20 protein-coding genes and 1 pseudogene are annotated in these 21,154 nt (G+C 44.2%); 6 read left to right on the plus strand and 15 right to left on the minus strand.

Features of this window, described 5'->3' with window-relative positions; all coding sequences use genetic code 11:
* Positions 1-124 precede the first annotated feature (124 nt).
* From lpdA to D2962_RS11255, 3 genes are all read right to left on the minus strand, one after another.
* Positions 125-1,834: a dihydrolipoyl dehydrogenase gene (gene lpdA / locus D2962_RS11245; RefSeq protein WP_122015019.1), complete on the minus strand. Its 1,710-nt coding sequence runs from the start codon at positions 1,832-1,834 to the stop codon at positions 125-127.
* Between the two features lie 48 nt (positions 1,835-1,882).
* Entirely contained in the window at positions 1,883-2,239 is a 357-nt protein-coding gene (locus D2962_RS11250; protein WP_120766248.1) for a carboxymuconolactone decarboxylase family protein, read from the minus strand.
* A gap of 119 nt (positions 2,240-2,358) precedes the next feature.
* Positions 2,359-2,781, minus strand: a complete 423-nt coding sequence (locus D2962_RS11255) for a MarR family winged helix-turn-helix transcriptional regulator (protein WP_122015020.1) — start codon at positions 2,779-2,781, stop codon at positions 2,359-2,361.
* Positions 2,782-3,050: 269 nt separating this feature from the next.
* Here D2962_RS11255 and D2962_RS11260 point away from each other — a divergent pair, with 269 nt between their 5' ends.
* From D2962_RS11260 to D2962_RS11285, 6 genes are all read left to right on the plus strand, one after another.
* Entirely contained in the window at positions 3,051-3,740 is a 690-nt protein-coding gene (locus D2962_RS11260; RefSeq protein ID WP_122015021.1) for an ABC transporter ATP-binding protein, read from the plus strand.
* 73 nt (positions 3,741-3,813) lie between these two features.
* Positions 3,814-5,526: an efflux RND transporter periplasmic adaptor subunit gene (locus tag D2962_RS11265; protein ID WP_122015022.1), complete on the plus strand. Its 1,713-nt coding sequence runs from the start codon at positions 3,814-3,816 to the stop codon at positions 5,524-5,526.
* A 12-nt stretch (positions 5,527-5,538) separates the two neighbouring features.
* Positions 5,539-6,912 (plus strand): ABC transporter permease, encoded by a 1,374-nt coding sequence (locus D2962_RS11270; protein ID WP_122015023.1) that lies wholly within the window; start codon positions 5,539-5,541, stop codon positions 6,910-6,912.
* A gap of 167 nt (positions 6,913-7,079) precedes the next feature.
* Positions 7,080-8,150, plus strand: a complete 1,071-nt coding sequence (locus D2962_RS11275; RefSeq protein ID WP_120766243.1) for an ABC transporter substrate-binding protein — start codon at positions 7,080-7,082, stop codon at positions 8,148-8,150.
* A 36-nt stretch (positions 8,151-8,186) separates the two neighbouring features.
* A complete protein-coding gene (locus D2962_RS11280) occupies positions 8,187-9,101 on the plus strand; it encodes an ABC transporter permease (RefSeq protein ID WP_122015024.1) in 915 nt (304 codons plus the stop codon).
* Between the two features lie 5 nt (positions 9,102-9,106).
* Positions 9,107-9,901 carry an ABC transporter ATP-binding protein gene (locus tag D2962_RS11285; RefSeq protein ID WP_122015025.1) on the plus strand — a complete coding sequence of 265 codons (795 nt, stop codon included), beginning with the start codon at positions 9,107-9,109 and terminating at the stop codon, positions 9,899-9,901.
* 59 nt (positions 9,902-9,960) lie between these two features.
* On the opposite strand, the gene nagA is transcribed toward D2962_RS11285, so the two are convergent.
* The 12 genes and pseudogenes from nagA to D2962_RS11345 all read right to left on the minus strand — a co-directional run bounded on the left by nagA (position 9,961) and on the right by D2962_RS11345 (position 21,146).
* The gene (gene nagA / locus D2962_RS11290) at positions 9,961-11,175 is read right to left on the minus strand and encodes an N-acetylglucosamine-6-phosphate deacetylase (RefSeq protein WP_122015026.1); all 1,215 of its coding nucleotides are present in this window, start codon (positions 11,173-11,175) and stop codon (positions 9,961-9,963) included.
* A gap of 24 nt (positions 11,176-11,199) precedes the next feature.
* A complete protein-coding gene (locus tag D2962_RS11295) occupies positions 11,200-11,982 on the minus strand; it encodes a glucosamine-6-phosphate deaminase (RefSeq protein ID WP_425456624.1) in 783 nt (260 codons plus the stop codon).
* Positions 11,983-12,018: 36 nt separating this feature from the next.
* Positions 12,019-13,008, minus strand: coding sequence for an AEC family transporter (locus D2962_RS11300; RefSeq protein WP_162991200.1), 990 nt, complete (start codon positions 13,006-13,008; stop codon positions 12,019-12,021).
* Between the two features lie 20 nt (positions 13,009-13,028).
* Positions 13,029-13,787, minus strand: coding sequence for a sugar isomerase domain-containing protein (locus D2962_RS11305; protein WP_120766237.1), 759 nt, complete (start codon positions 13,785-13,787; stop codon positions 13,029-13,031).
* 57 nt (positions 13,788-13,844) lie between these two features.
* Positions 13,845-14,615: a sugar isomerase domain-containing protein gene (locus tag D2962_RS11310; protein WP_120766236.1), complete on the minus strand. Its 771-nt coding sequence runs from the start codon at positions 14,613-14,615 to the stop codon at positions 13,845-13,847.
* 38 nt (positions 14,616-14,653) lie between these two features.
* A complete protein-coding gene (locus D2962_RS11315) occupies positions 14,654-15,463 on the minus strand; it encodes an amidohydrolase family protein (RefSeq protein ID WP_120766235.1) in 810 nt (269 codons plus the stop codon).
* Positions 15,456-16,118, minus strand: coding sequence for an amidohydrolase family protein (locus D2962_RS11320; protein ID WP_162991201.1), 663 nt, complete (start codon positions 16,116-16,118; stop codon positions 15,456-15,458). Before D2962_RS11320 ends, D2962_RS11315 begins: the two co-directional genes overlap by 8 nt.
* Entirely contained in the window at positions 16,069-16,560 is a 492-nt protein-coding gene (locus D2962_RS11325) for a cupin domain-containing protein (protein WP_122015028.1), read from the minus strand. The genes D2962_RS11320 and D2962_RS11325 overlap by 50 nt, the downstream gene beginning before the upstream one ends.
* A 68-nt stretch (positions 16,561-16,628) precedes the next feature.
* Positions 16,629-18,089, minus strand: coding sequence for a sodium:solute symporter family protein (locus D2962_RS11330; protein WP_122015029.1), 1,461 nt, complete (start codon positions 18,087-18,089; stop codon positions 16,629-16,631).
* 112 nt (positions 18,090-18,201) lie between these two features.
* Positions 18,202-19,275: a LacI family DNA-binding transcriptional regulator gene (locus D2962_RS11335; RefSeq protein WP_122015030.1), complete on the minus strand. Its 1,074-nt coding sequence runs from the start codon at positions 19,273-19,275 to the stop codon at positions 18,202-18,204.
* Between the two features lie 160 nt (positions 19,276-19,435).
* A pseudogene (locus D2962_RS19675) lies at positions 19,436-19,540 on the minus strand (Uma2 family endonuclease); the annotation flags it as partial.
* A 34-nt stretch (positions 19,541-19,574) separates the two neighbouring features.
* Entirely contained in the window at positions 19,575-21,146 is a 1,572-nt protein-coding gene (locus D2962_RS11345; protein WP_245984642.1) for a tagaturonate epimerase family protein, read from the minus strand.
* Positions 21,147-21,154 lie beyond the last annotated feature (8 nt).

The following is a 21,154-nucleotide window of genomic DNA, read 5'->3' on the forward strand; positions in this document are numbered from 1 at the left end:
TAAGTATAAACATTTTGTATAAAAAAGTCTACAAGTCGTATAGAATTTATTCCTTTATAAATCAAAAGGCGGGTTTACAATACCCGCCGAGATTATATCAATAAAATTTTCATATTGAATCATTTTAATTTACAAAGTGTATAGCCCCGCCTTCAGCAGCAAGGACAGCTTCGTGGATGGCTTCCGCCGTGGTGGGGTGAGCATGTACAGTCTCAATGACATCTTCGCAAGTCAAGCCTTTCTTTACAGCCAGAGCAATTTCCGCTATCAGATCGGTGGCATGGGGGCCTATTATAGCTCCTCCCAAAATCTTTCCTGTACACTTTTGTTTAATAATCTTTACAAAACCCCTGCTTTCTCCCATAGTCAGCGCCTTGCCGCTGGCCGCAAAGGGGAATTTCCCAACTTCAACATCAATACCCTGCTTTTTAGCAGCTTTCTCACCAATTCCCACCATGGCAATCTCAGGGTCGGTGAATATGGCACTGGGAATAACATTGTAATCTATTTCAGAAGGCACTCCTATAATATTTTTTACGGCTACGATCCCCTGGTGAGATGCCACATGGGCGAGAAGCACCCTATTTGTCACATCTCCAATGGCATAGATGTTGGGAATATTGGTTTGCATCTTTTCATTTACTTTAATGCCTCTTCCCTTGTCGTTCAATTCCAGGCCGAGACTCGCAACATCCAGGCCATCCAGCGAGGGCTGCCTTCCAACGGCCATGAGGACCTTATCCGCCGAGATATATTTTTTCTCATTATCCTTGCTGAATACGACTATGCTCTGGCCATCCTCACCCTGTATTATTTGTTCCACTTTCGAACCTGTAAAAATTTTGATGCCCTTGCTTTTAGCTATTTTACTTATCTCTTCTATAATGTCTGAGTCAAAAGCTGCAAGCACTTCATCAAGAAACTCCACGACGGTCACATCTACCCCAAAGCCGGAAAATATAAAGGCAAATTCCATTCCTATCACTCCGCCGCCTATGATAACCATCTTTTCCGGCAGTTCATCCATTTGTAGCGCATCGCTGCTGTCCATGACACATTCCAGGTCTTTGCCGGGAATGGGGAGCGAAGAAGATTTTGAACCGGTTGCAATAATGATATTATTTGTTTTTATGGTGATTTCCGCTGCTTTTTCTTTTACAAAAACGGTATTACAGTCTTTTATTTCGCCGATTCCTCTGATAACCCTCACATCATGTTTTTTCAAAATATATTCTATTCCCTGAACCAACTGGGTTATCACTCTATTCTTTCGGCCTATCACATTTTTAATATCAACAGAAATGTTCTCTGCTTGACAGCCGAAATCTTCCGCCTCTTTTAGATTTTTAAATATTTCGGCAGAACGCACCAGAGATTTTGTAGGTATACAACCCCTGTTTAAACATGTGCCGCCCAGTACGTCCTTTTCTATTAAAATTACTTTTGCCCCCATTTTGGCTGCCTGAATAGCCGCTACATACCCTCCAGGCCCTCCTCCGATTATGGTTATGTCGCATTCAAGCTCCTGTTCTTGGGGTTTTAAGAGGGTTCCAAAATAATTAAAATCTGCCGTATCCTCTGCTGCGGCCGCCTGTGGGCATGGTGGGCCTTCTATCCTTGCAAGCACATCTCCTGCTTTTACAGACTGGGATTCCTCCACCATAATTTTGCATATTTTGCCTTCGGCTTCGGATTCTACAGTGATATTGCTCTTATTGGCTTCCAGTTCAAATAAAGCTTCTCCGGCTTTGACCGTTTCACCTGCATTTTTAAATATCCTTACAACCCTGGCTTCGCCATTATTTAATTCTTTTAGTGTTATGTCTATTAACATATTTATCCCCCTCAAAATTTCAGGCAGCCCAGGGCTGCCTTTTTTTAATCATTTTTTGAAATCCGATTCAAATTCATCTATTGATGCTTTTAACAATGATACACTGTAAGCCATGGATGGGCCGCCGCCAAAGGCCACCGCCACCATGGCCGCTTCCATGATTTCTTCTCGAGTGGCGCCGGCTTCAAGAGCTTTGTAGACATGAAATACTATGCAGTACTCGCACCTGTTGTAAGCTGCAATGGCGACGCTCATGAGTTCTTTTGTTTTTGTATCCACTGCACCGGGCTTGTATGCAGCCCCTAGAAGATTCATGAAAGCCTTGACTTGTTCTCCATTGGTCTTTGAAACCTCCTGCAGGCCCCCCATGAATTCATTGAGCAGTTCCCTTGGATTTTTTGTCATAAAAAACATCCCCCTTTTATATTTTTGTTGCTATGCTAATTATTAGTATAGCAACTATTGCCGTATAATTCAATAGTGCTTATGAGGATTTTCACATTATTTGTGCTAAATTTCTCTATTTAACTTATGTTATCTACCATTTTTTTTAAAACTCTCGTAAATACCTCCAATTCTTCATCGGTCAAACCTCTAGAAAAAATCTCACTCATCTTTTCCCCTTCCGGAAGGAACTTTTCTCTCAATTCTTTGCCTTTTTCAGTAAGCCTGATCTTGGTTACTCTTCGATCCTCCGGATTCTCTTGTCTTTTTACCAATCCGTCTTTTTCCATTCTATCCAGAAGCCTTGCCACTGTAGAGCTTTTTATATTCATTTTTTCAGCCAGTTCTTTTTGATTAATTCCCTCGTATTTGCCCAGATAATATAAAGCAATCCACTGCACTCGGGTTATACCGTGAAGCATTAATCTTTCATTGAAGGCATCGGCCATCATTTTTGATGCTTTGTTTGTAATAAAAGCCACGCAAGTGTCCAGATCAAACATATTCCTACTCCTTTCGGTGTCGTCATAAAAAACCATTTCCGATTTATCATTATAACAAAATAAAAAATATATTTCCATGTCCTTGCGTTTTTAAAGGATATTTTCAAATCTTGAACGAATTATATTTTGTAAACCAGTATTGTGGATAACGAAAATCGTCGCCGATTTTAAGAGCCGTATAACTATATATATTTTTTAAAAAAAGATGGAACTTTTTTATATTTTTTTACGTCTATATATCTGGAATAATCTGCAAAGGGGGTTATGATTTGTCGCTGCTGGAGTTAACACAAATCACTCGTATCTATAAAAATGGTCAAATCCGTATAGAAGCCCTAAAGGATATAAACCTCAAGATAGAGGAAGGGGATTTTATATCCATCATGGGACCTTCGGGGTCGGGGAAGTCTACACTGCTGAATATCATCGGCTGTCTTGACAGGCCCACATCAGGTACATATGAAATAGCCGGAACCAGGATTGAAAAAATGAACGACAGCCGGCTGGCGGATATCCGCAATCAGCTCATAGGCTTTGTATTTCAGAGCTTTCACTTGCTGCCGGACCTTGATGCCCAGGCCAATGTGGAGCTTCCCCTCATATACCGCGGCATGGGAGGCCGTGAACGCCAGAGGAGGGCTATAAAAGCTCTGGAGTCCGTAGGGTTGGGCGAAAGGGGCCACCACCTGCCTTCCCAGCTTTCGGGAGGCGAACAGCAGAGGGTGGCCATAGCCAGGGCCATAGTGGGACAGCCGCGGGTCCTTCTGGCAGATGAGCCTACCGGAGCTCTGGATTCCAAAACCGGAGAAAACATAATGGCCATATTTCAAAAATTGAACAGAGAACTGGGGATAACCATAGTGCAGGTAACTCATGAAGAAAACATCGCAAGGTACGGACAACGGATTTTTCATCTGCTTGATGGCGAAATAGACCGTATTGAAGAAGTGGGAAGATAGCGGTAAAACGATGCCCCAACTTAAGAAACGTAAGTATTTACAATAAATTATCACATTTTAGGAGGTCTTTTAAATGACACAGCGGATTCTCATGATTTTTCTCATAATAGCCATTGTATTTGGTGGAGGCTTTTATGCATACAGGGAGCTGGTGCCGCCTCCAAAGCAGGAAACTCAAGGCCCCGTCTATTCCACGAAGCCTGTGACAAGAGGAGATATTTCGGTAGGGGTTGATGCTACCGGTCCTTTAAATCCGTCGAGAAGCGGCGGCATACAGGCTCCGGGCTTTCGGGAGTCATTTGCGGAGAATATTCAGTACATTATCAGTGAATATCTCGTAGAGGAAGGCAAGGAAGTAAAACGGGGCCAGGTTATAGCAAAACTTGAGGCTCCCAATCTTCAAACGCAAATAGATAATCTGGAAAGCGAAATTCGGACCAACAAAAATTTTCTGGCAGACCTTACGGGTTTGTCACCGGACAGGTTGTATGAGATAAATCCCGCCAGCGGTGTTACGCTCCGGGCTCCCATAGACGGCAGGGTTACAGATCTCAGCGTAAAGGAAGGCACCGAGGTGAAGCAGGGCCAGATAGTGGTCAGGATAGTGGATGACTCCCATTTTAAGATAAATGCAAAGCTTTACTCCCATGAATTTGAACGGGTTAAAAAAGGCCAGAGGCTGGCCGTAAGGTTTGCTGTCTTCGATGGAATATATGATGGATACATAACCGAAGTCAATCCGAATCCTATTCCCGATGGCGATGAACAAAATCCCGCCAGGGGGTTTGTCTACTGGATTACTGTAGAAGGTAAGAACCCAGGCCTGGTGCGCCCCGGCCTGGAGGTAAGCCTTGGGATACCGTCACCGGACAACGATGATACAAAGGTTCAGTGGTTTGTCAACAATGCCAAAATCGATGGTTTTGCAAAAGAAGAAAAGGTTTTATCCACTGCCGAAGCCATTGCCTCCACGGTGCACGTGCGTGAAATGGATCTGGTTAAAAAGGGAGATCCCTTGATTTCTCTGTCGGGTTCCGATATCGAACAGACCATCCAGGAAAAACTGGATAAGATAAGAGAAAAAGAAGCAGAGCTGGCAAATCTTATATCTAGAGTTGGCCAATTGGAGATCCGGGCCTCTATGGATGGTGTCATCGCCCGATGGGAAAAACAGGTTGGTGAAACGGTGAGGCCCGGAGAATGGATGGGATATATTTTCAATACATCCGATATGGGAATGTGGGTCCAGGTAGATGATGTAGATGTACTGATGGTAAAACAGGGAGCCCCTGTCAAGATAACCCTGGATGCCCTTCCCGGTGAGACTTTCGAAGGTGAAGTCATGCAGGTGGCCACCATGGGCCAGGATGTAAACGGAATACCGCAGTTTGGCGTGGATATTCGCGTCAAGGGCGGTCCCAAACTACGCCCCGGTATGCAGGCTCATGCCTATATAGATGCCGGCAGTGCCAAAAATGTGCTGCTGGTGCCGCTGGAAGCCATTTTTGAAGAGGATAAAACGCCAAAAGTAGAAATTTTGAACAAAGATGGCACCACAAAGGTCGTTACCGTAAAACTGGGACTGATGAACGACCGGGTAGCGGAAGTCCAGAGCGGCTTAAATGAAGGGGATCTGGTAATAACCGGAAGCAGTGCCGATGTTCTCCCAAGTCAGCACATCGGCTCTAAAGATAGTTTGCTGCCTGACAACAAAAAGAATGATGGCAAAAACGGGCAAAATGAAACCCCGGACTCAGAAAACCCCAAAGCTCCGGTTGGCAATTGAGGGGGGTAAAAAATGATCCAAAAGAATCACTTCTACTCCTTCTTCATCCGTTTCCTTTTCGCCGCAAAAATGGCATGGCACGGGGTCCTGGCCCATCCCATGCGCTCTGCCCTTACCATACTTGGGGTCGCCATAGGCGTGACATCGGTGGTCAGCCTTATGGGAATAGGTGAGGGTGCCCGCCAGGCGGTAGTGGCCCAGTTCAAAAGCCTTGGTTCCAATGTCATAGCCATAAAGGCCAACGATCCTTCGGTGGAGTTTAAACCCGAAGAGGCGGAGGATTTAGTGGAACGGGTCGAAGGTCTAGAAATGGCCACGCCTGTGGTAAATACCAAAGCAGTAATGCGCTGGCGCAGGGCCAGAGGAACCGTTAATATCATTGGGGTAAACAATGAATTTCCCCTTATAAGAGACCATGCACTGGCATCGGGACATTTCTTTACAAAATGGCATGTGTTACAGCGCTCACCGGTGGCGGTGCTGGGTTATAACATGGGTTATGGCTTGCTGGGGGGCCGGAACCCCGTGGGCCAGACCTTTACCCTGAACGGCGAGACTTTCAGGATCATCGGAGTTCTAGCACCCAAAGGCCCCGGAAAAGCTGAAGACATCGATGACAAGATCGTAATTCCGTACACCACTGCCCTCAAGATCGCAGGTAAAAAGAAAGTAGGGGAAATCTGGGGCAAGGCTAACTCTACCCAGGATGCAGACCTTGCAGTGGTGCAATTGGGAAGAATATATAAGCGCAAACTCGGTCTTGATCAAAGTGCTCCAACCCCAGGCATCATCGGAGGCGAGGAAGGCGAGAGCGCCGAGGGTAATCCGGTCTATGGCGGGCCCATGATGCCTTCAAAAGCAAGAATGATCCGGATGGCGGGGCCCGGTATGTCTCCTCCTGGAGAAGGCCAGTCTCAAAAACCTGTTATTCCCGGTGGAGAAGATTTAATAACCATAACCAATTTAAACCAACTGGTGGAAGAAGCGGATCAGGCCAATCGGATTATGACATTGCTCCTCGGGGGTATTGCAGCGGTATCCCTATTGGTTGGAGGCCTTGGGATAATGAACATCATGCTGGTGTCGGTCACTGAAAGGACCGAGGAAATCGGCGTAAGAAGGGCTATCGGTGCAAAACAAAGCGACCTTTTGATCCAGTTTTTGCTGGAAGCCCTGTATGTCAGCGCCATCGGAGCCATCGCCGGCACCGCAGGAGGTATATGGGGATTGAATGTCTTTGCTCGTTACGGTTTTGATACCGCCATAAGTTTTCAAGCCATCAAAATAGCCGTAGTAGTGGCATTGACTTCGGGTCTTTTGTTCGGGATCTATCCCGCTTTAATCGCTTCAACAGTTCCCCCTATTGAAGCTTTAAGAAGGCAATAAATCAAATTCAAAATCAGGTTGACAGTCTTACATATATAATTGTATAATTATAAAAAATAAAATTATGTAGCACGGTAGTATGGTAGGAGAGTTGTTTTAACACTTTCCAGAGTGTTTTTTTATTTTCCTCCCCCATGCTAACCGAAAGTAAAAAGGGGGTTTTTATTTTGAAAAAAGTTTTAGCCGCAACAGTTTGTTTACTTCTCATTGCCGCCTTGCTTCTGGCCGGATGTGGTCAAAAAGCCGCAAGCACAGATTCCAACACAAACTCTTCCAGTTCGGGTCAATCTCAAGCCTCTTCAAATTCCGGGTCTTCTTCGGATAAATCTCAATCCGGAGATAAGGTATTCAAAATAGGTATCTCGCAATTCGTGGAACATCCGGCCCTGGATGCCGCCCGCAAGGGTTTTATCGATGGGCTCAAGGAAGCCGGTTTTGAAGAGGGTAAAAATGTCACCTTTGAAGTGGAAAATGCCCAGGCCGATTTCCCCACGACTCAAACCATAGCAAGCAAGTTTGTGGGTGAAAAAGTAGACATGATATTAGCCATTGCCACACCTTCAGCGCAGTCGGCGGCTAATGCTACTAAAGATATTCCGATACTGATTACGGCAGTGACTGATCCGGTTTCAGCAGGACTTGCGAGGAGCCTTGAAAAACCTGAAACCAATGTGACCGGGACCACAGACATGAATCCCATAAAGGAACAGCTTGAACTATTAAAACAAATCCTTCCTAATGCCAAAAATGTAGGCATCCTTTATAATGCAGCCGAAGCGAACTCCAAGGTTCAGGTAGATATAGCGAAAAAGGCTGCAGGAGAGTTAGGCCTAACCATCCATGAAGCTACTGTCGCCAACAGCAGTGAAGTAAATCAGGCGGTACAATCTATCGCGGGCAAAGTAGACGCTATCTATGCACCTACAGACAACACCATAGCCTCTTCCATTGGTGCCGTTGTGAAAGTTTGTAATGATGCCAAAATTCCCGTCATCGCTGCCGAAAGAGGTATGGTAGACGGCGGAGCTCTGGCCACTCTGGGCATTGATTATTACCTTTTAGGTAAACAGACCGGAAAAGTCGCGGCCAGGGTTTTAAAGGGTGAAAAACCTGCGGATATTGCCATTGAAGGTTCCAAGGACTTAAAATTGATCATCAACAAAAAATCCGCTGATACTTTAGGGATAAAGATTCCTGAAGCATTGATGTCAAAAGCTGATGAGATTGTGGAAAAATAATGAATTCCATTTTGACATTTTGAGGTGTTCAAATTAATGTGGCAGACCATGCTTTTAAAATCCATAGAACAGGGCCTGGTTTTCGGCATCATGGCCCTGGGAGTGTACATTACTTTTAAAATCTTAAATTTCGCAGATTTAACAGTGGACGGAAGTTTTCCCCTGGGAGCTGCTGTGGCCGCTTCACTTATCGTGGGCGGCCACAGCCCCTTTACTGCTACTCTTTCGGCAATCCTGGCGGGATCTCTGGCAGGCTATATCACGGGAATTTTAAACACCTCTGCTAAAATTAGTGACTTACTTGCCGGCATTCTTACCATGACATCACTGTATTCCATCAATTTGAGGATTATGGGGCGTCCTAATATTCCTCTACTAAATCAACCTACAATTTTTTCTATAATTCAGGATGCCGCTAAAAAAATATTTCCCGGCTTTCCGGTACAATATATGTACCTTATCCTGTTTGTCGTCATCGTTCTTATTATAAAATTACTACTGGATGCTTTTTTAAAAACCCAGCTGGGTTTTGCCTTACGGGCTACGGGTGATAACCCTCAGATGATACGAAGTCAGGGAGTAAACACGGATCTGACGAAGATTATCGGTTTATCTCTTTCCAATGCTATGATATCTCTGGCAGGAGCCCTTGTAGCCCAATATCAGGGCTTTGCCGATGTGGGCATGGGTATCGGGACCATCATAGCAGGCCTTGCTTCAGTTATCATCGGCGACGCTTTGCTGGGAGAAAAGTCAATTTTCATCAGCACTTTGGGAGTATTGTTCGGCTCGTTTTTATACAGGTTCAGCATTTCACTGGTGCTATCATTTAGGCTTGCCCAGGCTTCAGACTTAAAACTTTTAACCGCTCTGGTAGTGATTGTGGCTCTTACTGCCCCACGATTTAAAAAATCGTTTAAAGGAATTAAGATTTCTTCGGAAAAGGAGTGATTTTTATGCTGGTCCTTGAGCATCTCTCAAAAACTTTCAATCCTGGCACTCCGAATGAAAATCAGGTTTTTAACGATCTTTCATTGAAAGTGGAAGATGGGGATTTTATAACAGTCATCGGCAGCAACGGTGCAGGCAAATCCACTATGTTAAACGCTATAGCAGGGGTTTTTCCGGTGGATAGCGGAAGAATTTACCTGGACGGCAACGATATCACAAACCTGGCGGAATACCGGCGGGCGGCCTTTATTGGCCGTGTTTTCCAGGACCCTATGCTGGGCACCTCTCCTTCCATGACCATCGAAGAAAATCTTTCTCTGGCCTTTTCCAGGGCCAATAATATTTCCCTGCGGTGGGGCCTGGACTTTAATAAACGAAAGACTTTTAAAAAATACCTTTCTGATATCCCTTTGGGCCTTGAAAAAAGATTGACCACAAAGGTAAGGCTTTTATCCGGCGGCCAGCGACAGGCTCTTACTTTAATCATGGCCACCATGAAAAAACCGAAGCTTTTGCTTCTGGATGAACATACCGCAGCACTGGATCCCAAGACCGCCATGCTGGTAAATGAGCTGACCGAAGAGATCATCAAAAAGAATAGCATCACCACCATCATGGTGACCCACAATCTTGAACACGCCATAAAAATGGGCAATCGCCTTATCATGATGCACAAAGGCAGGATTGTTATGGATATAAAGGGCGAAGAGAAGGCTACCATGACCATTCCACGCCTGTTGAACAAATTTGAACAGCTCCAGGGTGAAAAGTTCGTAGAAGACAGAGTTATGCTGGCATAAAAAAGGAAGCCCCCGACAGGGGCTTTATTTTTTTAAGATGATGAAGTGATGAAAACGATTTATTCTGGTAACTGAAATCTGACGGTTCCCCTCGTTATGACGGTTTTAATATTTATCCTTTCGTCGAAGACTATAATATCCGCATCCTTTCCGGGGACGAGGGCCCCTTTGCGGTCGGCCACGCCGATAATCCGTGCGGGGGTACTGGTCATCATTCTTACGGCGTCGATGAGAGGGACACAGGCTATTTCCACCATTGTCTTTACAAGCCTGTCGGCGGTGGCCACGCTGCCTGCAAAGGCGCTGCGGTCCGGGAGCTTGGCCACCCCTTCTTCGACTATGGCCTCTTGACCGCTCTTTAAGCTTCCGAGAATATATTCGCCGTCGGGCATGCCCGCGGCCCTCATGGAGTCGGTGACGAGACATATTCTGTCGGGACCTTTTATCTTGTATATGAGTTTAAGAAGACTCTGTGGTAGATGTTTACCGTCGGCTATTATCTCCACGGTCATATCGTCGATCAAAAAAGCGCTTTCCACCACCCCGGCATAGCGGTAAGCGTTAATTCTTCGTACCATTGACATACCGGAATACAGGTGGGTCACATGCGTAAAACCGTTTTCGAACGCTCTTTGAACATCCTCGTAGATGGCGTTGCTGTGCCCTATTGATGGGAGCACGCCCCGGTTTTTGAGCTCCCTTCCCATTGCCAGAGCCCCTTCCAGTTCCGGCGCCACGGTCCAGCGGATGATATCTTTTGAGTAATCAAGGATTTTCATGTATTCTTCTCTGTCGGGGTTTTTAATGAATCTGGGGTCCTGGGCGCCTCGCTGTTCCATGGAAAAATAGGGACCTTCCAGGTGGATACCCAGCAGCTCCGGACCGTCCTGGTATTCCCCGGCTTTTTTAAAATTGTCCAGTGTTTTAAACAGATCTTCAAGCGAGCTGGTCAAAGTGGTGGGCACCAGAGAAGTGGTACCGTGCCGCATATGGGCTCTGGCGGCTTCCAGGATGGCTTCCACAGTGCCATCCATAAAATCATGCCCGCCGGCACCGTGGGTGTGGATGTCTATAAAGCCGGGAGCGATGTAGTTTCCACCGGCATCGATGATTTTACTGTCTTCCTGGGCCGCCATCAGATTTGATTCCGCTTTGCACATGTCTTGCTCCGTTTCAAGCACTTCGGATATTACGCCACCTTTTATCAGTAGCCCACCGCCCGTGATCTCACGGAAGGGGGTAAGGATATTACCTTTTTTAATAAGCAATTTCATAGCCATCACCTCATAAAACACAAGTCAATTTCCGACAATATTTAAATCGGATGCCGAATCTTCATCCAGGTACAGCACGGCGTTGGAGTGTTTTCTCAAAATAGATGCGGGGCATTTTTCCGATATCGGGCTTTCAACTGCGGATTTTACCGCTACGGCTTTGTTTTTTCCCGGCACAATACAGAATATAAATTCGGCTGAAAATATGGCCGGCACCGTCATGGTGAGGGCATATTCCGGCACATCTTCAAGTTTTGTAAAACAGCCGTCGTGGACCTGCTGCAGCCGGCATTTCATGTCAAGGTTGACCTTTTTTACTGTAAGTCTATCGTGAAAATCCGCCACATGCGGGTCGTTGAAAGCGATATGGCCGTTTTCGCCTATGCCTATGCAGGCGATATCTATAGGGTTATCTTTTATGAGTTTCCCATAGCGCTCACATTCTGTCTTGATATCTTCTGCATTGCCGTTCAAGTAATTTACGGTTTTAAAAGGCACTTTGGAAAAAATCCTCTCATATAAATATCTGCCAAACCTTTGAGGCGCGTCCTCCGGAAGGCCGATGTATTCATCCAGGTGGAAGGCATTTATCCTGTGCCATTGTATGCCCTGGATTTTTGTCAGTTCTTCCAAAAACTCGTCCTGGGACGGCGCCGCTGCAAATACCATGTTTATTTCATCCTTATGGGATAAAAGTTCTTTTATTTTAGAAGCGATATCTCTGGCGGCGGCGTACCCCATTTCTTTGCGATTATTATATATATTAATCAACAGATTGTCTGATTTGAAAGTGGTGATTTTGCTCATCATTCATGCCTCCAACATTTCAAGGAATTTCTCAATCTAATATATCAGCTCCAGCACATAAACTACCGCCGGAATTGTAATCATGGAAAGAATTGTGGTTATCAAAACCGTTTTTGCCGCAAACTCCGGATGTTTATTGTATTTATTGGCCAGAATGGCTGTAAACATCATGACCGGCATTGCGGCCTCAACAGTAATTACCTTTTTGAGTATTAAAGAAATTGGCGCAAAATATGCGATTCCTCCTACCAGGATGGGAGAGATTATAAGTCTGATAAAGGCCGCCCATATTACCAGGGTATCGAATATTTCCCTTGAAATACAAGAATGGCCTACGGACAAACCTATAAACAACATGGAAAGGGGGATGGTGATATCCCCTACAGTCTTTGCCGTTCTGCTTATTATGTCCGGCATGGGAATTTCCAGCATGACCATAAAAACGGCCAGGACCAGGGCTGCCAGGGGTGGGTTGATGAGGTTCTTTAAAAAGCGACCCGGTGTGAAAAAACATCCTTTTAAGAAGTTTCCAGCCTCCTGCGATTTTTTACATTCACCTGTGGGGCAGCCCTTACAGGCAAGTTCCATCCCCAACGTCCAGAGTACCATCCCCGAACCCAGGTCATAGAAAAACACAAAACCGGCCGCGCTTTCACCGTATATGGATGTAACAATAGGCAGTCCTATATACACAGTATTGCAGAAGGAAACGGTCATATAAAAAATATCAAGTTGCGTTTGATCTTCAACTTTAATTATCTTTCCAACTGCATATGCCGCAATTATCGAAAGGAGAGTCATGAGTACGGCAAACTGAGGAACAGCGAGAGATGACAGAACCGTCTCCCGGGTAAAATATCCTGTGATGCTGGAAAGTATAAGAGCCGGGGAGGTTATATAAAAAATCAGATTGGAAAAGGCTTTTGTATCATTTTCCTTAATTATTCCAAACCTTGCCGCCAAAAAGCCAATTCCCGTAAGTATGATTATTGTCGCAATGGATTCTAGCAAGCCGTTATAGTTCATGGTCATGCCTTTCTATTTAACTATCTTAAATGTTTAATTCTTCCCATATATTTTTGAAAATACTTTTTATTTGCTTCATCTCCGCCGGGCATATTGGCGCTGCGCCAGACCGGCGGGTTAATGCCTTTTTCCAGCAATTTTCTTACGGTTTCAATGACCAGTAGATTTACCGTAAAACTGTTAACCAGAGTTGATGTGGGCGCTACTTTTTCCCCAAAATTTTCAAATTCAACAACAGCGTCGCCCAGGGGCAGGTGGCTGTCTACAAAAACATCAACTATTTCATACAGGTTCTTACCGCTGGGATGTCGGGCAGGGTGGTCTTTCGCTACGGTATCGGCATAACTTTTCGATGTGACGCCAATGGTTTTCATTCCCCTCTTCTTTGCTTCAAGGGCTACGTCGATGCACATCGAGTTAATTCCGTAAGCATTGATTATTACAATAGGCTCACCGCTGCCCACTCCGTAGCTATCGAGCACCGCTTTGCCATAACCGGGGGTTCTTTCAATAACAGTTGAACGAAAAGCTCCACAGATCAGCGCAGTTCCCTGGTCAAGTATAGGGTTTACAGGCACAAGACCGCCTGCCCTGTAAAACATCTCCTCGGCTCCAATATTGGAATGTCCTCCGGGGCCTATCACGTGAATCAACCGGTCTTTTTCTATGGCTTCTACCATTATATCTGAAGCTCTGTCAATTGCATCTTTATTTTCACCCTCAATAGCGGAGAACAAAGCTATTACTTTTTTCAAATAGAACTCCGTTTGTCTACTCATCTTCCATCTCTCCTTATAAATAATAATGCTTGTTTTTTAAACTGTAAAGATAAAACCTTACAATCTTTTCAGGACATTGTAGTATTCTTCAAAGTAGCGCTGATTTCTCCTCCCGGCATCGGGAGTATTTACGCTGACAATTACCGGGGGCTCTATACCTTTTTCGATTAATTTTTCAACGGTGCGGCAGACCATGGTATTTACTATATATGATATGACTACCGTGGTTATGGGGCCCACTTTCACATCCAGCCCCTCCAGCTCTACTACCGCATCACCTACCGGCATCTTGCAATCTATCATAACGTCAGGTTCCAGATCGCACAGATTTTTACCGGAGGGATGCCGTGCCGGGTGATTTTCCGGAATAGCCCTGGCATTGACCGGAGATGTGACGGCGATGATTTTTGTACCGCGTTTTTTGCATTCAAGGGCTGTTTCAATGGTTGCAGCGTTAATGCCATAGGCGTTTATCAATATAAGCAAATCATCTTTTTTCACCTTATAGTAATCTAAAAGGGCTGTCGCTATTCCCGGTACCCTCTCCAGGAGCATGGATCTTAAAGCTCCCTGATCCATGGAAAACTCCAGAATGGCGTTTATGGGAACCAGTCCCCCCGCCCTAAAGAACAAATCTTCAACCCCTATCCTGGAATGAGCTCCGGGACCAATGGCGTGTATGACTTTGTTTTGGGCGATCTGCTCCGTCATAAGGTCTGCCGCCTTTTCTATGTTCTGCCTCTCCTCGGTGTATATCTTACTAATATATTCCGTAACCCGGCTATAATATTTATCTACGGCGCTGGCCTTCTTTTCCACCTTTGCCACTCCTCCTCAGTAAAAATTGATTTTCTTATAAATCTATTTTATATTAAAGAATCCAGAATCTTTTTCATGTTGAGTCCTAAAATCTTAGCTTTATCTTCTTCCGAAATTTCCGCATAACCTACCCGGCCCACGGCGGGCCTCGAATCTAAAAAAGGGGCATCGGTACCAAACAAAACCCTGTCTGCTCCCACTTCCCTTACCATGAGCTCCACAATACCCTCATAATGAAAAGAACCTGTGAGGTCAAGGTAAACATTATTACATTCACTGGCGACTTTAATAGCTTCATATATGGCTTTCGGCACCCCTCCTGAATGCCCCAGTATAAAAGTAACGCTGTCATATTGTTTGGCGAGTTTTCCAAAAACCTTAACATTATCTATGCCCCAAACATGGGAAAGCAAGAGCCCTCTTCGTTCCTGTAAAATTTCATAAACCCTGTGGTATTCCATACCATCCGGGGGATAATCATGAGTTTCCGGATGGATCTTTATCGCCGACATCCTGCCTCTTTCCCAGTGTTTTTCTATCTCTGATTCTATTAACTCGGGATAATTGGGATTTACGCCAATATAGCCGAAAAATCTGTCGGGATATTGTTTTACCACTTTATGGACCCATTCGTTGCCGTATAAAAAATCAGGTCCGATGGACAGCAATGCGGAAATGCACATCTTATCGATACCCAGGATATCCATACTTTTAATTAAAGATTTTTCATCATATTCGGGAATATGAAAGTTAAACCACTGGCCAAGATGAGCATGACAGTCAATAATTGTGAATTTTTTAAGAGGTTCCCCTCTTGATAATGTTTCTCTAATTTCATGAAACCCCTTATCAATCATAGATTACACCCCCCAGCAGGTGCCTTAGATTGTCTCCGGCGATTTTCTTTTTATCCTCATCCGGTAGTAATAAATGTGTAATCATGGTTACCGCAGACCCGGCGCTGTAGACCGGGAGCCCGCTGCCGAAAATAAGCCTGCTGGTCCCAAATCTGGCGCACAGGGCCTCTATCCCGAAATGGACTTTATAGCTTGAAGTCTCAATATATATGTTCTGGAAGGAATCCAGCAGGGGGTAAAGATAACGGTCGGCCCTATAACCCGTATTCGTAAGGATAAGGGGGATATCTTTATATTCCGATGTTATACTGGAAACTGCATCATAGTCAATTTGATCCATTCCGAACATCAGAGGAACCTTATGTTCATTTAGCACCGCAAGTAAAGCCCTGCTTCTCTGTGTAAAAAGGCCGTAATTTTGTGCGCTTTTTGCTGGAAAGGCCCGAACCATTTTTACATTGTTGGCCTTGAGAAGTTCAATAAGATTATACGGGTCGTAAAATTCGCCAGTATCGTTTGGCATCACCACCCATACGGGATATAGATTACTGTAATCTTTTATAGTCTCCATCAACACCTCATTTCCCTTTTTGGGATGGTACTCTTCAGCCAGGCTGTGGTAGACCATGGCTTCCCGGATTCGGCAGATTTCCATACGTCTTAAAAGGGATTTTATATCGGTAAAAGAACCTTTTAAAAGAACATTCCTCATTCCAATGGAACAATTGGAGTCGAAAAATTGCAATGGCAATTAAGTCACCTCTTTTAAAATTCAAAAGATGGCAGCAAAAAACACGTATTCCAGTGGTTCTTGCCCGGTATTTTTTATGGTATGTTCGGTGCCAAGAGGTATATACTGCCTGACCGCCGCAAACATCGTATTCCTCATTCCCAAGCCTTATCTTCCCTATTCCCTTTATTATCCAGTAAGTCTGCTCTTCATTGTCGTGTACATGAGGTGGAACACTCTCTCCTGGCTTTACGCTGACGTGGCTCATAACAATTTTATCCAGTTTAAATAAGTGCTTATAATCTGCAAAATCATACCCGTTTACAGAAACCTTTGTCAAATCCTTTATATATTCAGTCTCTGTCAATTTAAAGGCCTCCTTTAAAATTAATTAAAATGCATGAGGCCTTATACAGGCCCCATGACATCAGACTATTAATTTCTTTCCAGTATCTCGAAAATTTCATCCACTTCAGCTTGTTTTTCAGGCGGCATTTTGGAAATATAGCCTTCGGCTATAAAAACGATAGCTGTGATGAGTAGTGAACCGCCGGTAATTAGATTCCACGAGCCGTGCATGGGATATTTAAATATGAAGAAAGACACCACGCCGCACAGCCATGACAGAAGTGCGCCTTTCCATGTGGTTCTCTTAAATATTAACCCGAAGAGCATCGGTATGGCCACAGGGCCCATTAATCCTGCAAACCATGTCATCATAGCCTTAAAGGCTCCTCCCATCGCCGGTGTTAGAAGTCCGGCAATAACCGATAAAGCACAGAACACAGCCGTTGTTATCCTGCCGACATTTAAGAGCTTTTCAGGGGTTGCGTTGGGATCAAAAACCCGCTGGTATATGTCTTTTGTAAACACCGCTGAAACACTGTTTGAATCGGAATCCACCATTGACATAGTCGCTGCAAACATGGCTGCCAGCATAAAGCCCATTGCGCCGGGCAATACTGGAGCCAGGAACTTGTTTGCCATAAGTACATATGCATGTTCCGGATTGTCAATTGCAGGTATAAATATGGGTGCCGCCCACATTGGTATAAACATAAACAACGGATATACCAGGTAAAGGGCAGCGGAAAGATATGCGGCCTTCATTCCTTCCCTGGGTCCCTGGAGAGAAATAAATCGTTGAGCCAGACCCCACGTTCCGCCGTTATAACTCAAAATAACTACAACAAGATATATAAGCACATAGAGAGGTGTATAGTCTCCACCAAAAGCTGCAAGGCGTCCCGGAGGCAATTGCTGCCATAGTCCTCCCCATCCGCCCACTTTCGACAGAACAATAAAAGCCAGAGGAATTGTTATTACGAGCTGAACGATGAATTGCGCGAAATCCGTCAATACATCAGCCCAGATTCCGCCTATAGTCGTATATAACAGCGCCACTATTCCACTAAAAATAATGCTCCATTGCAGAGGAATGCCCGCCATAACTGAAACAAATACGCCTATTGAATAAAGTTTCAGGCCCTCATCGATAAATTTCAATGAAATTCCACTCCATGCTAAAGCCTGCCTCACAGTATTGTTGAACCGTGGCTCCATAATTTCCAGCGGTGTAACAACCTTTTTGTAAAGTCCAAGATTGGTCCAGCGCGGTGCAAACACAAGAGCTCCCAAAACCATTGCTATTGCAATAGTCACCGCCCACAGGGTATAAATCGGAAAACCTATTTTGTATGCAACACTGGCATAGGCTATAAAAGCAAAGGCGCTGTATCCCGACATATGGTGGGAAATCGCCGCCAGCCACCACGGCATTCTGTGACCGGCGGTAAAATAGTCTTCAATGCCTTTAATCAGGTTCTTCACATATAAACCAATAATGATCATCGCTACAAAAAACAGCACTAAAACTGAGTAGTCTATAAAACCCATTCGTTAAACCCCCCATTATTTTATAGTAATTTAACTAATGTAAGGTTTGTTAAATTTTTATTTACTTATTCACCACCTCCAAAAAAAACGAAATTATAGTAACCGATTACTATTATAGAAAAAAATATATACTTGTGTCATTCGCCATCAATTTTTTAGTAGAGTTTCTCACCACCAATTTTGGTTTTAATACTATCTCTATACTTCTTTCACTGGAACTTTCTAAATTGTTTATGAGCATTTCGGCGGCCAGAGCTCCCATCTCGTAAGCCGACTGGTCTACGGTTGTAAGTGAAGGAGTTATCATTTCAGAGGTGGGAATGTTATCAAAGCCCATAACAGAAATATCTTTGGGTACATATATTTTATTTTTTGTAAGCTCCTGTATAGCTCCAAAAGCCGTCATGTCATTAATACAGAATATGGCCGTTGGGATTGGTTTTCCTGAGCCCAGCAATTTATTTACAAGATACTTTCCGTTTTTAAACTCGTAGACCTGGTCGTGACTTTCTTCTTCATCTTCGGATAAGATAATGTAATCCTGGCTTTGCTCAATACCGTTATCTTTCATGCACTGCATAAATCCCTCATAAATCTGTATTCGGCTGTACCGGGTTAAAGGTGCACTTAAAAAGGCTATCTTTCTGTGGCCGAGTTTTATGAGGTGTTCTGCGGCCATATACCCCCCGGCATAAAAGTCAAAGCTTATCTTGCAGCAGTCAAGGGATATCCCCTGGTCAAATGCGACTATCTTTAAGCCTTTTTGCTGGAGTTGTTTTAAATAGTCCTGGTTCTTAGTAATGGAGGAAATGATGATGCCTTTAATTTGCTTTTGAAAAAGAGTTGATAAATATTTTTTCTCATTTTCTGGCTTTCTAAGGGAATTACAGAGAAGCACGTTATAACCCTTTTTTCTGGCCACATCCTCTACTCCCAATAATAGCAGTGGGTAAAATTGATTGGTAATGCTTGGGATAATAATGCCTATATCGAGACTTTCATTGGTTTTAAGCTGCCGCCCAAGCAAATTCGGAGTATAGTTTAACTTTCTGGCCGCTTCCAGCACCCTCTGCTTTAGCTCCTCTTTTACCGGGTATCCGTTGTTGCTTAAAACCCTTGAGACAGTGGCTGTTGACGTTTTTGCGAGCTTTGCTATATCGTAAATTGTAGCGTTTTTCTCTGCCATCACTATTCTCCTCAGAGTTACAGTAATCGGTTACTATATTATTTATTTCTACATTTGTTTAAAAAATCCTTCTTCAAAATAGTTTTTTTTAAAAAATTTTTTAGAAATTATTCCTCAATAATTAAGGCCCCATGTGGGGCCTTTTTTACATTCCCATATATGAGGGGGACACAACCTCGACAATAAGTGTAGGAACACCTTTATAATTATTTTCGCCGAGCCCGCTTTTATCACATATTACGGTCAGATCCGGCTGAACCTTGTTGGTGGCAGTTTATTTTTCATTTTTTAAGTAAATATCAAACGGAAGCCTGCAGCAACTTCAGGTGTTTGCCGATATGCTCCTCCAATGCTTTGTAGTATTCTTCCTCATGTTCATTCAACGTGCTGTAAATATCATCTTTGAGGAGGTACTTCCCATCCTCATTTTTTGCCGTTAAAATCAATCCATATGTTATATGGAGTACCTGGCGGGCATCGTCCTGAATGAGCACATGAGACAAGTCTTCATCGCTCATGGTGCTTATATCCGGCACATTTGCAAGGTTTGTGGTGACATGATAATATCTGGTAGCCTCATGAAAATGCTCCAGAGCAAAGATATATATCTTTCTGAAGAGGTCGGGCTTTTTATGGGCGATTACCTTTAATGCCTCCAGCCAATTGGTGCCGGCGGTCTTTACGTGAACCCGTCCTTTTGTGTATTTGCCTATAATGGGAAATACCTTGAATTTGTCGCTGCCGGAGTGAATGCTCAAACGATAGCCAAAGAGGTCTGCAATGGCTGCATGGACCTTGAATTCCCTCTCGAACTGTTCAATGTCTCCAATGTAATCTATAGCCTTCTGAAACTCGCCGCAGAACCGTGGAGCAAGGCTGGTCACATCGACCCCCTTTTTTTTAAGCTCCGAAGCCACAAAGAAATGGGCCTGGGGTGTTGTAGGCGTCATGGTTTCATCGATGGAAACCTCAAAGTCCACTTTTCTTCCTGCGGGTTTTATAATATCATGGTAGATATGGTTTATAAAATCCAGGGCTTTGCCGTATATTAAAACAATCCTTTTTAAATTTCCTCCATCAAATGCGATCTTGATATCTCCCGATATAACATCCTTCACGTAAAACTCACTGTCAAGGTAATCTTGCTCGATTCTTTTTATATAATCCGGTTCAAGGCTATTATATCCCTTTTCAACATCTTCATCAGACATGGCCGGCACATCATTGTTTATCATTTCCGAACAGTCGAGGGTTATCATGGAAAATCCGAGGTCCAGGGCCATTTTTACTTCATCCTCGGTCTTTAGATGGTCCCCATCGGCTCCGAAGCCCAGCCGGTAACCTTCCTGAAACACGGCCCAGGATGCGGCATCCAGCACATCTTCATAAGTCCTTTCTGTAAGATTCAGCTCCCGGATAGACTGCTGGGCCAGCACCGGCCTTATCTTTGTCTTTTTTATAAGACGCAGATGCCCCGGTGAAGCAAGGCCCAATCTATCCCCCAACCCCATGCTCATGCAACCTTTACCGAAGGCCACCGGTGATGTAAAGGGAAACCATTTCCGTGAAGCTTTGGCATTGTGATGGCTCAAAGGTAAAAGTTTTACCATTTTCTCTTCGATAGATTCAGTTTCCCCCTGGAAATCTTCAGTAAGTTTTTTAACTTCATCGGTAAGGTCATCTACAATTATTACCATTTTCTTTTCCCCGGCATCTTTTGTCATGAAAAAGATGCAACCCTTTAATAAATTTATGGATTCCGGATAGACCCCATAGGCATGAAAATATTTGGAAGCTTCCCTTCTGGCAGCTTCAATGTTCATTTCCCCGGAAATCACTTTTTTACAAAATGCCTTCCAACCTTCCTGCAAACTAATTC

It is taken from the genome of Biomaibacter acetigenes (assembly GCF_003691585.1).
GTDB lineage: Bacteria > Bacillota > Thermosediminibacteria > Thermosediminibacterales > Tepidanaerobacteraceae > Biomaibacter > Biomaibacter acetigenes.

Excerpts from the sequence above, each read along its gene's own strand:
- lpdA (WP_122015019.1), bottom strand. The coding sequence starts at position 1,834 with ATGTTAATAGACATAACACTAAAAGAATTAAATAATGGCGAAGCCAGG.
- D2962_RS11250 (WP_120766248.1), bottom strand. The coding sequence starts at position 2,239 with ATGACAAAAAATCCAAGGGAACTGCTCAATGAATTCATGGGGGGCCTG.
- D2962_RS11255 (WP_122015020.1), bottom strand. The coding sequence starts at position 2,781 with ATGTTTGATCTGGACACTTGCGTGGCTTTTATTACAAACAAAGCATCA.
- D2962_RS11265 (WP_122015022.1), top strand. The coding sequence starts at position 3,814 with ATGACACAGCGGATTCTCATGATTTTTCTCATAATAGCCATTGTATTT.
- D2962_RS11270 (WP_122015023.1), top strand. The coding sequence starts at position 5,539 with ATGATCCAAAAGAATCACTTCTACTCCTTCTTCATCCGTTTCCTTTTC.
- D2962_RS11280 (WP_122015024.1), top strand. The coding sequence starts at position 8,187 with ATGTGGCAGACCATGCTTTTAAAATCCATAGAACAGGGCCTGGTTTTC.
- D2962_RS11285 (WP_122015025.1), top strand. The coding sequence starts at position 9,107 with ATGCTGGTCCTTGAGCATCTCTCAAAAACTTTCAATCCTGGCACTCCG.
- nagA (WP_122015026.1), bottom strand. The coding sequence starts at position 11,175 with ATGAAATTGCTTATTAAAAAAGGTAATATCCTTACCCCCTTCCGTGAG.
- D2962_RS11295 (WP_425456624.1), bottom strand. The coding sequence starts at position 11,982 with ATGAGCAAAATCACCACTTTCAAATCAGACAATCTGTTGATTAATATA.
- D2962_RS11300 (WP_162991200.1), bottom strand. The coding sequence starts at position 13,008 with ATGAACTATAACGGCTTGCTAGAATCCATTGCGACAATAATCATACTT.
- D2962_RS11305 (WP_120766237.1), bottom strand. The coding sequence starts at position 13,787 with ATGAGTAGACAAACGGAGTTCTATTTGAAAAAAGTAATAGCTTTGTTC.
- D2962_RS11315 (WP_120766235.1), bottom strand. The coding sequence starts at position 15,463 with ATGATTGATAAGGGGTTTCATGAAATTAGAGAAACATTATCAAGAGGG.
- D2962_RS11320 (WP_162991201.1), bottom strand. The coding sequence starts at position 16,118 with ATGGAAATCTGCCGAATCCGGGAAGCCATGGTCTACCACAGCCTGGCT.
- D2962_RS11330 (WP_122015029.1), bottom strand. The coding sequence starts at position 18,089 with ATGGGTTTTATAGACTACTCAGTTTTAGTGCTGTTTTTTGTAGCGATG.
- D2962_RS11335 (WP_122015030.1), bottom strand. The coding sequence starts at position 19,275 with ATGGCAGAGAAAAACGCTACAATTTACGATATAGCAAAGCTCGCAAAA.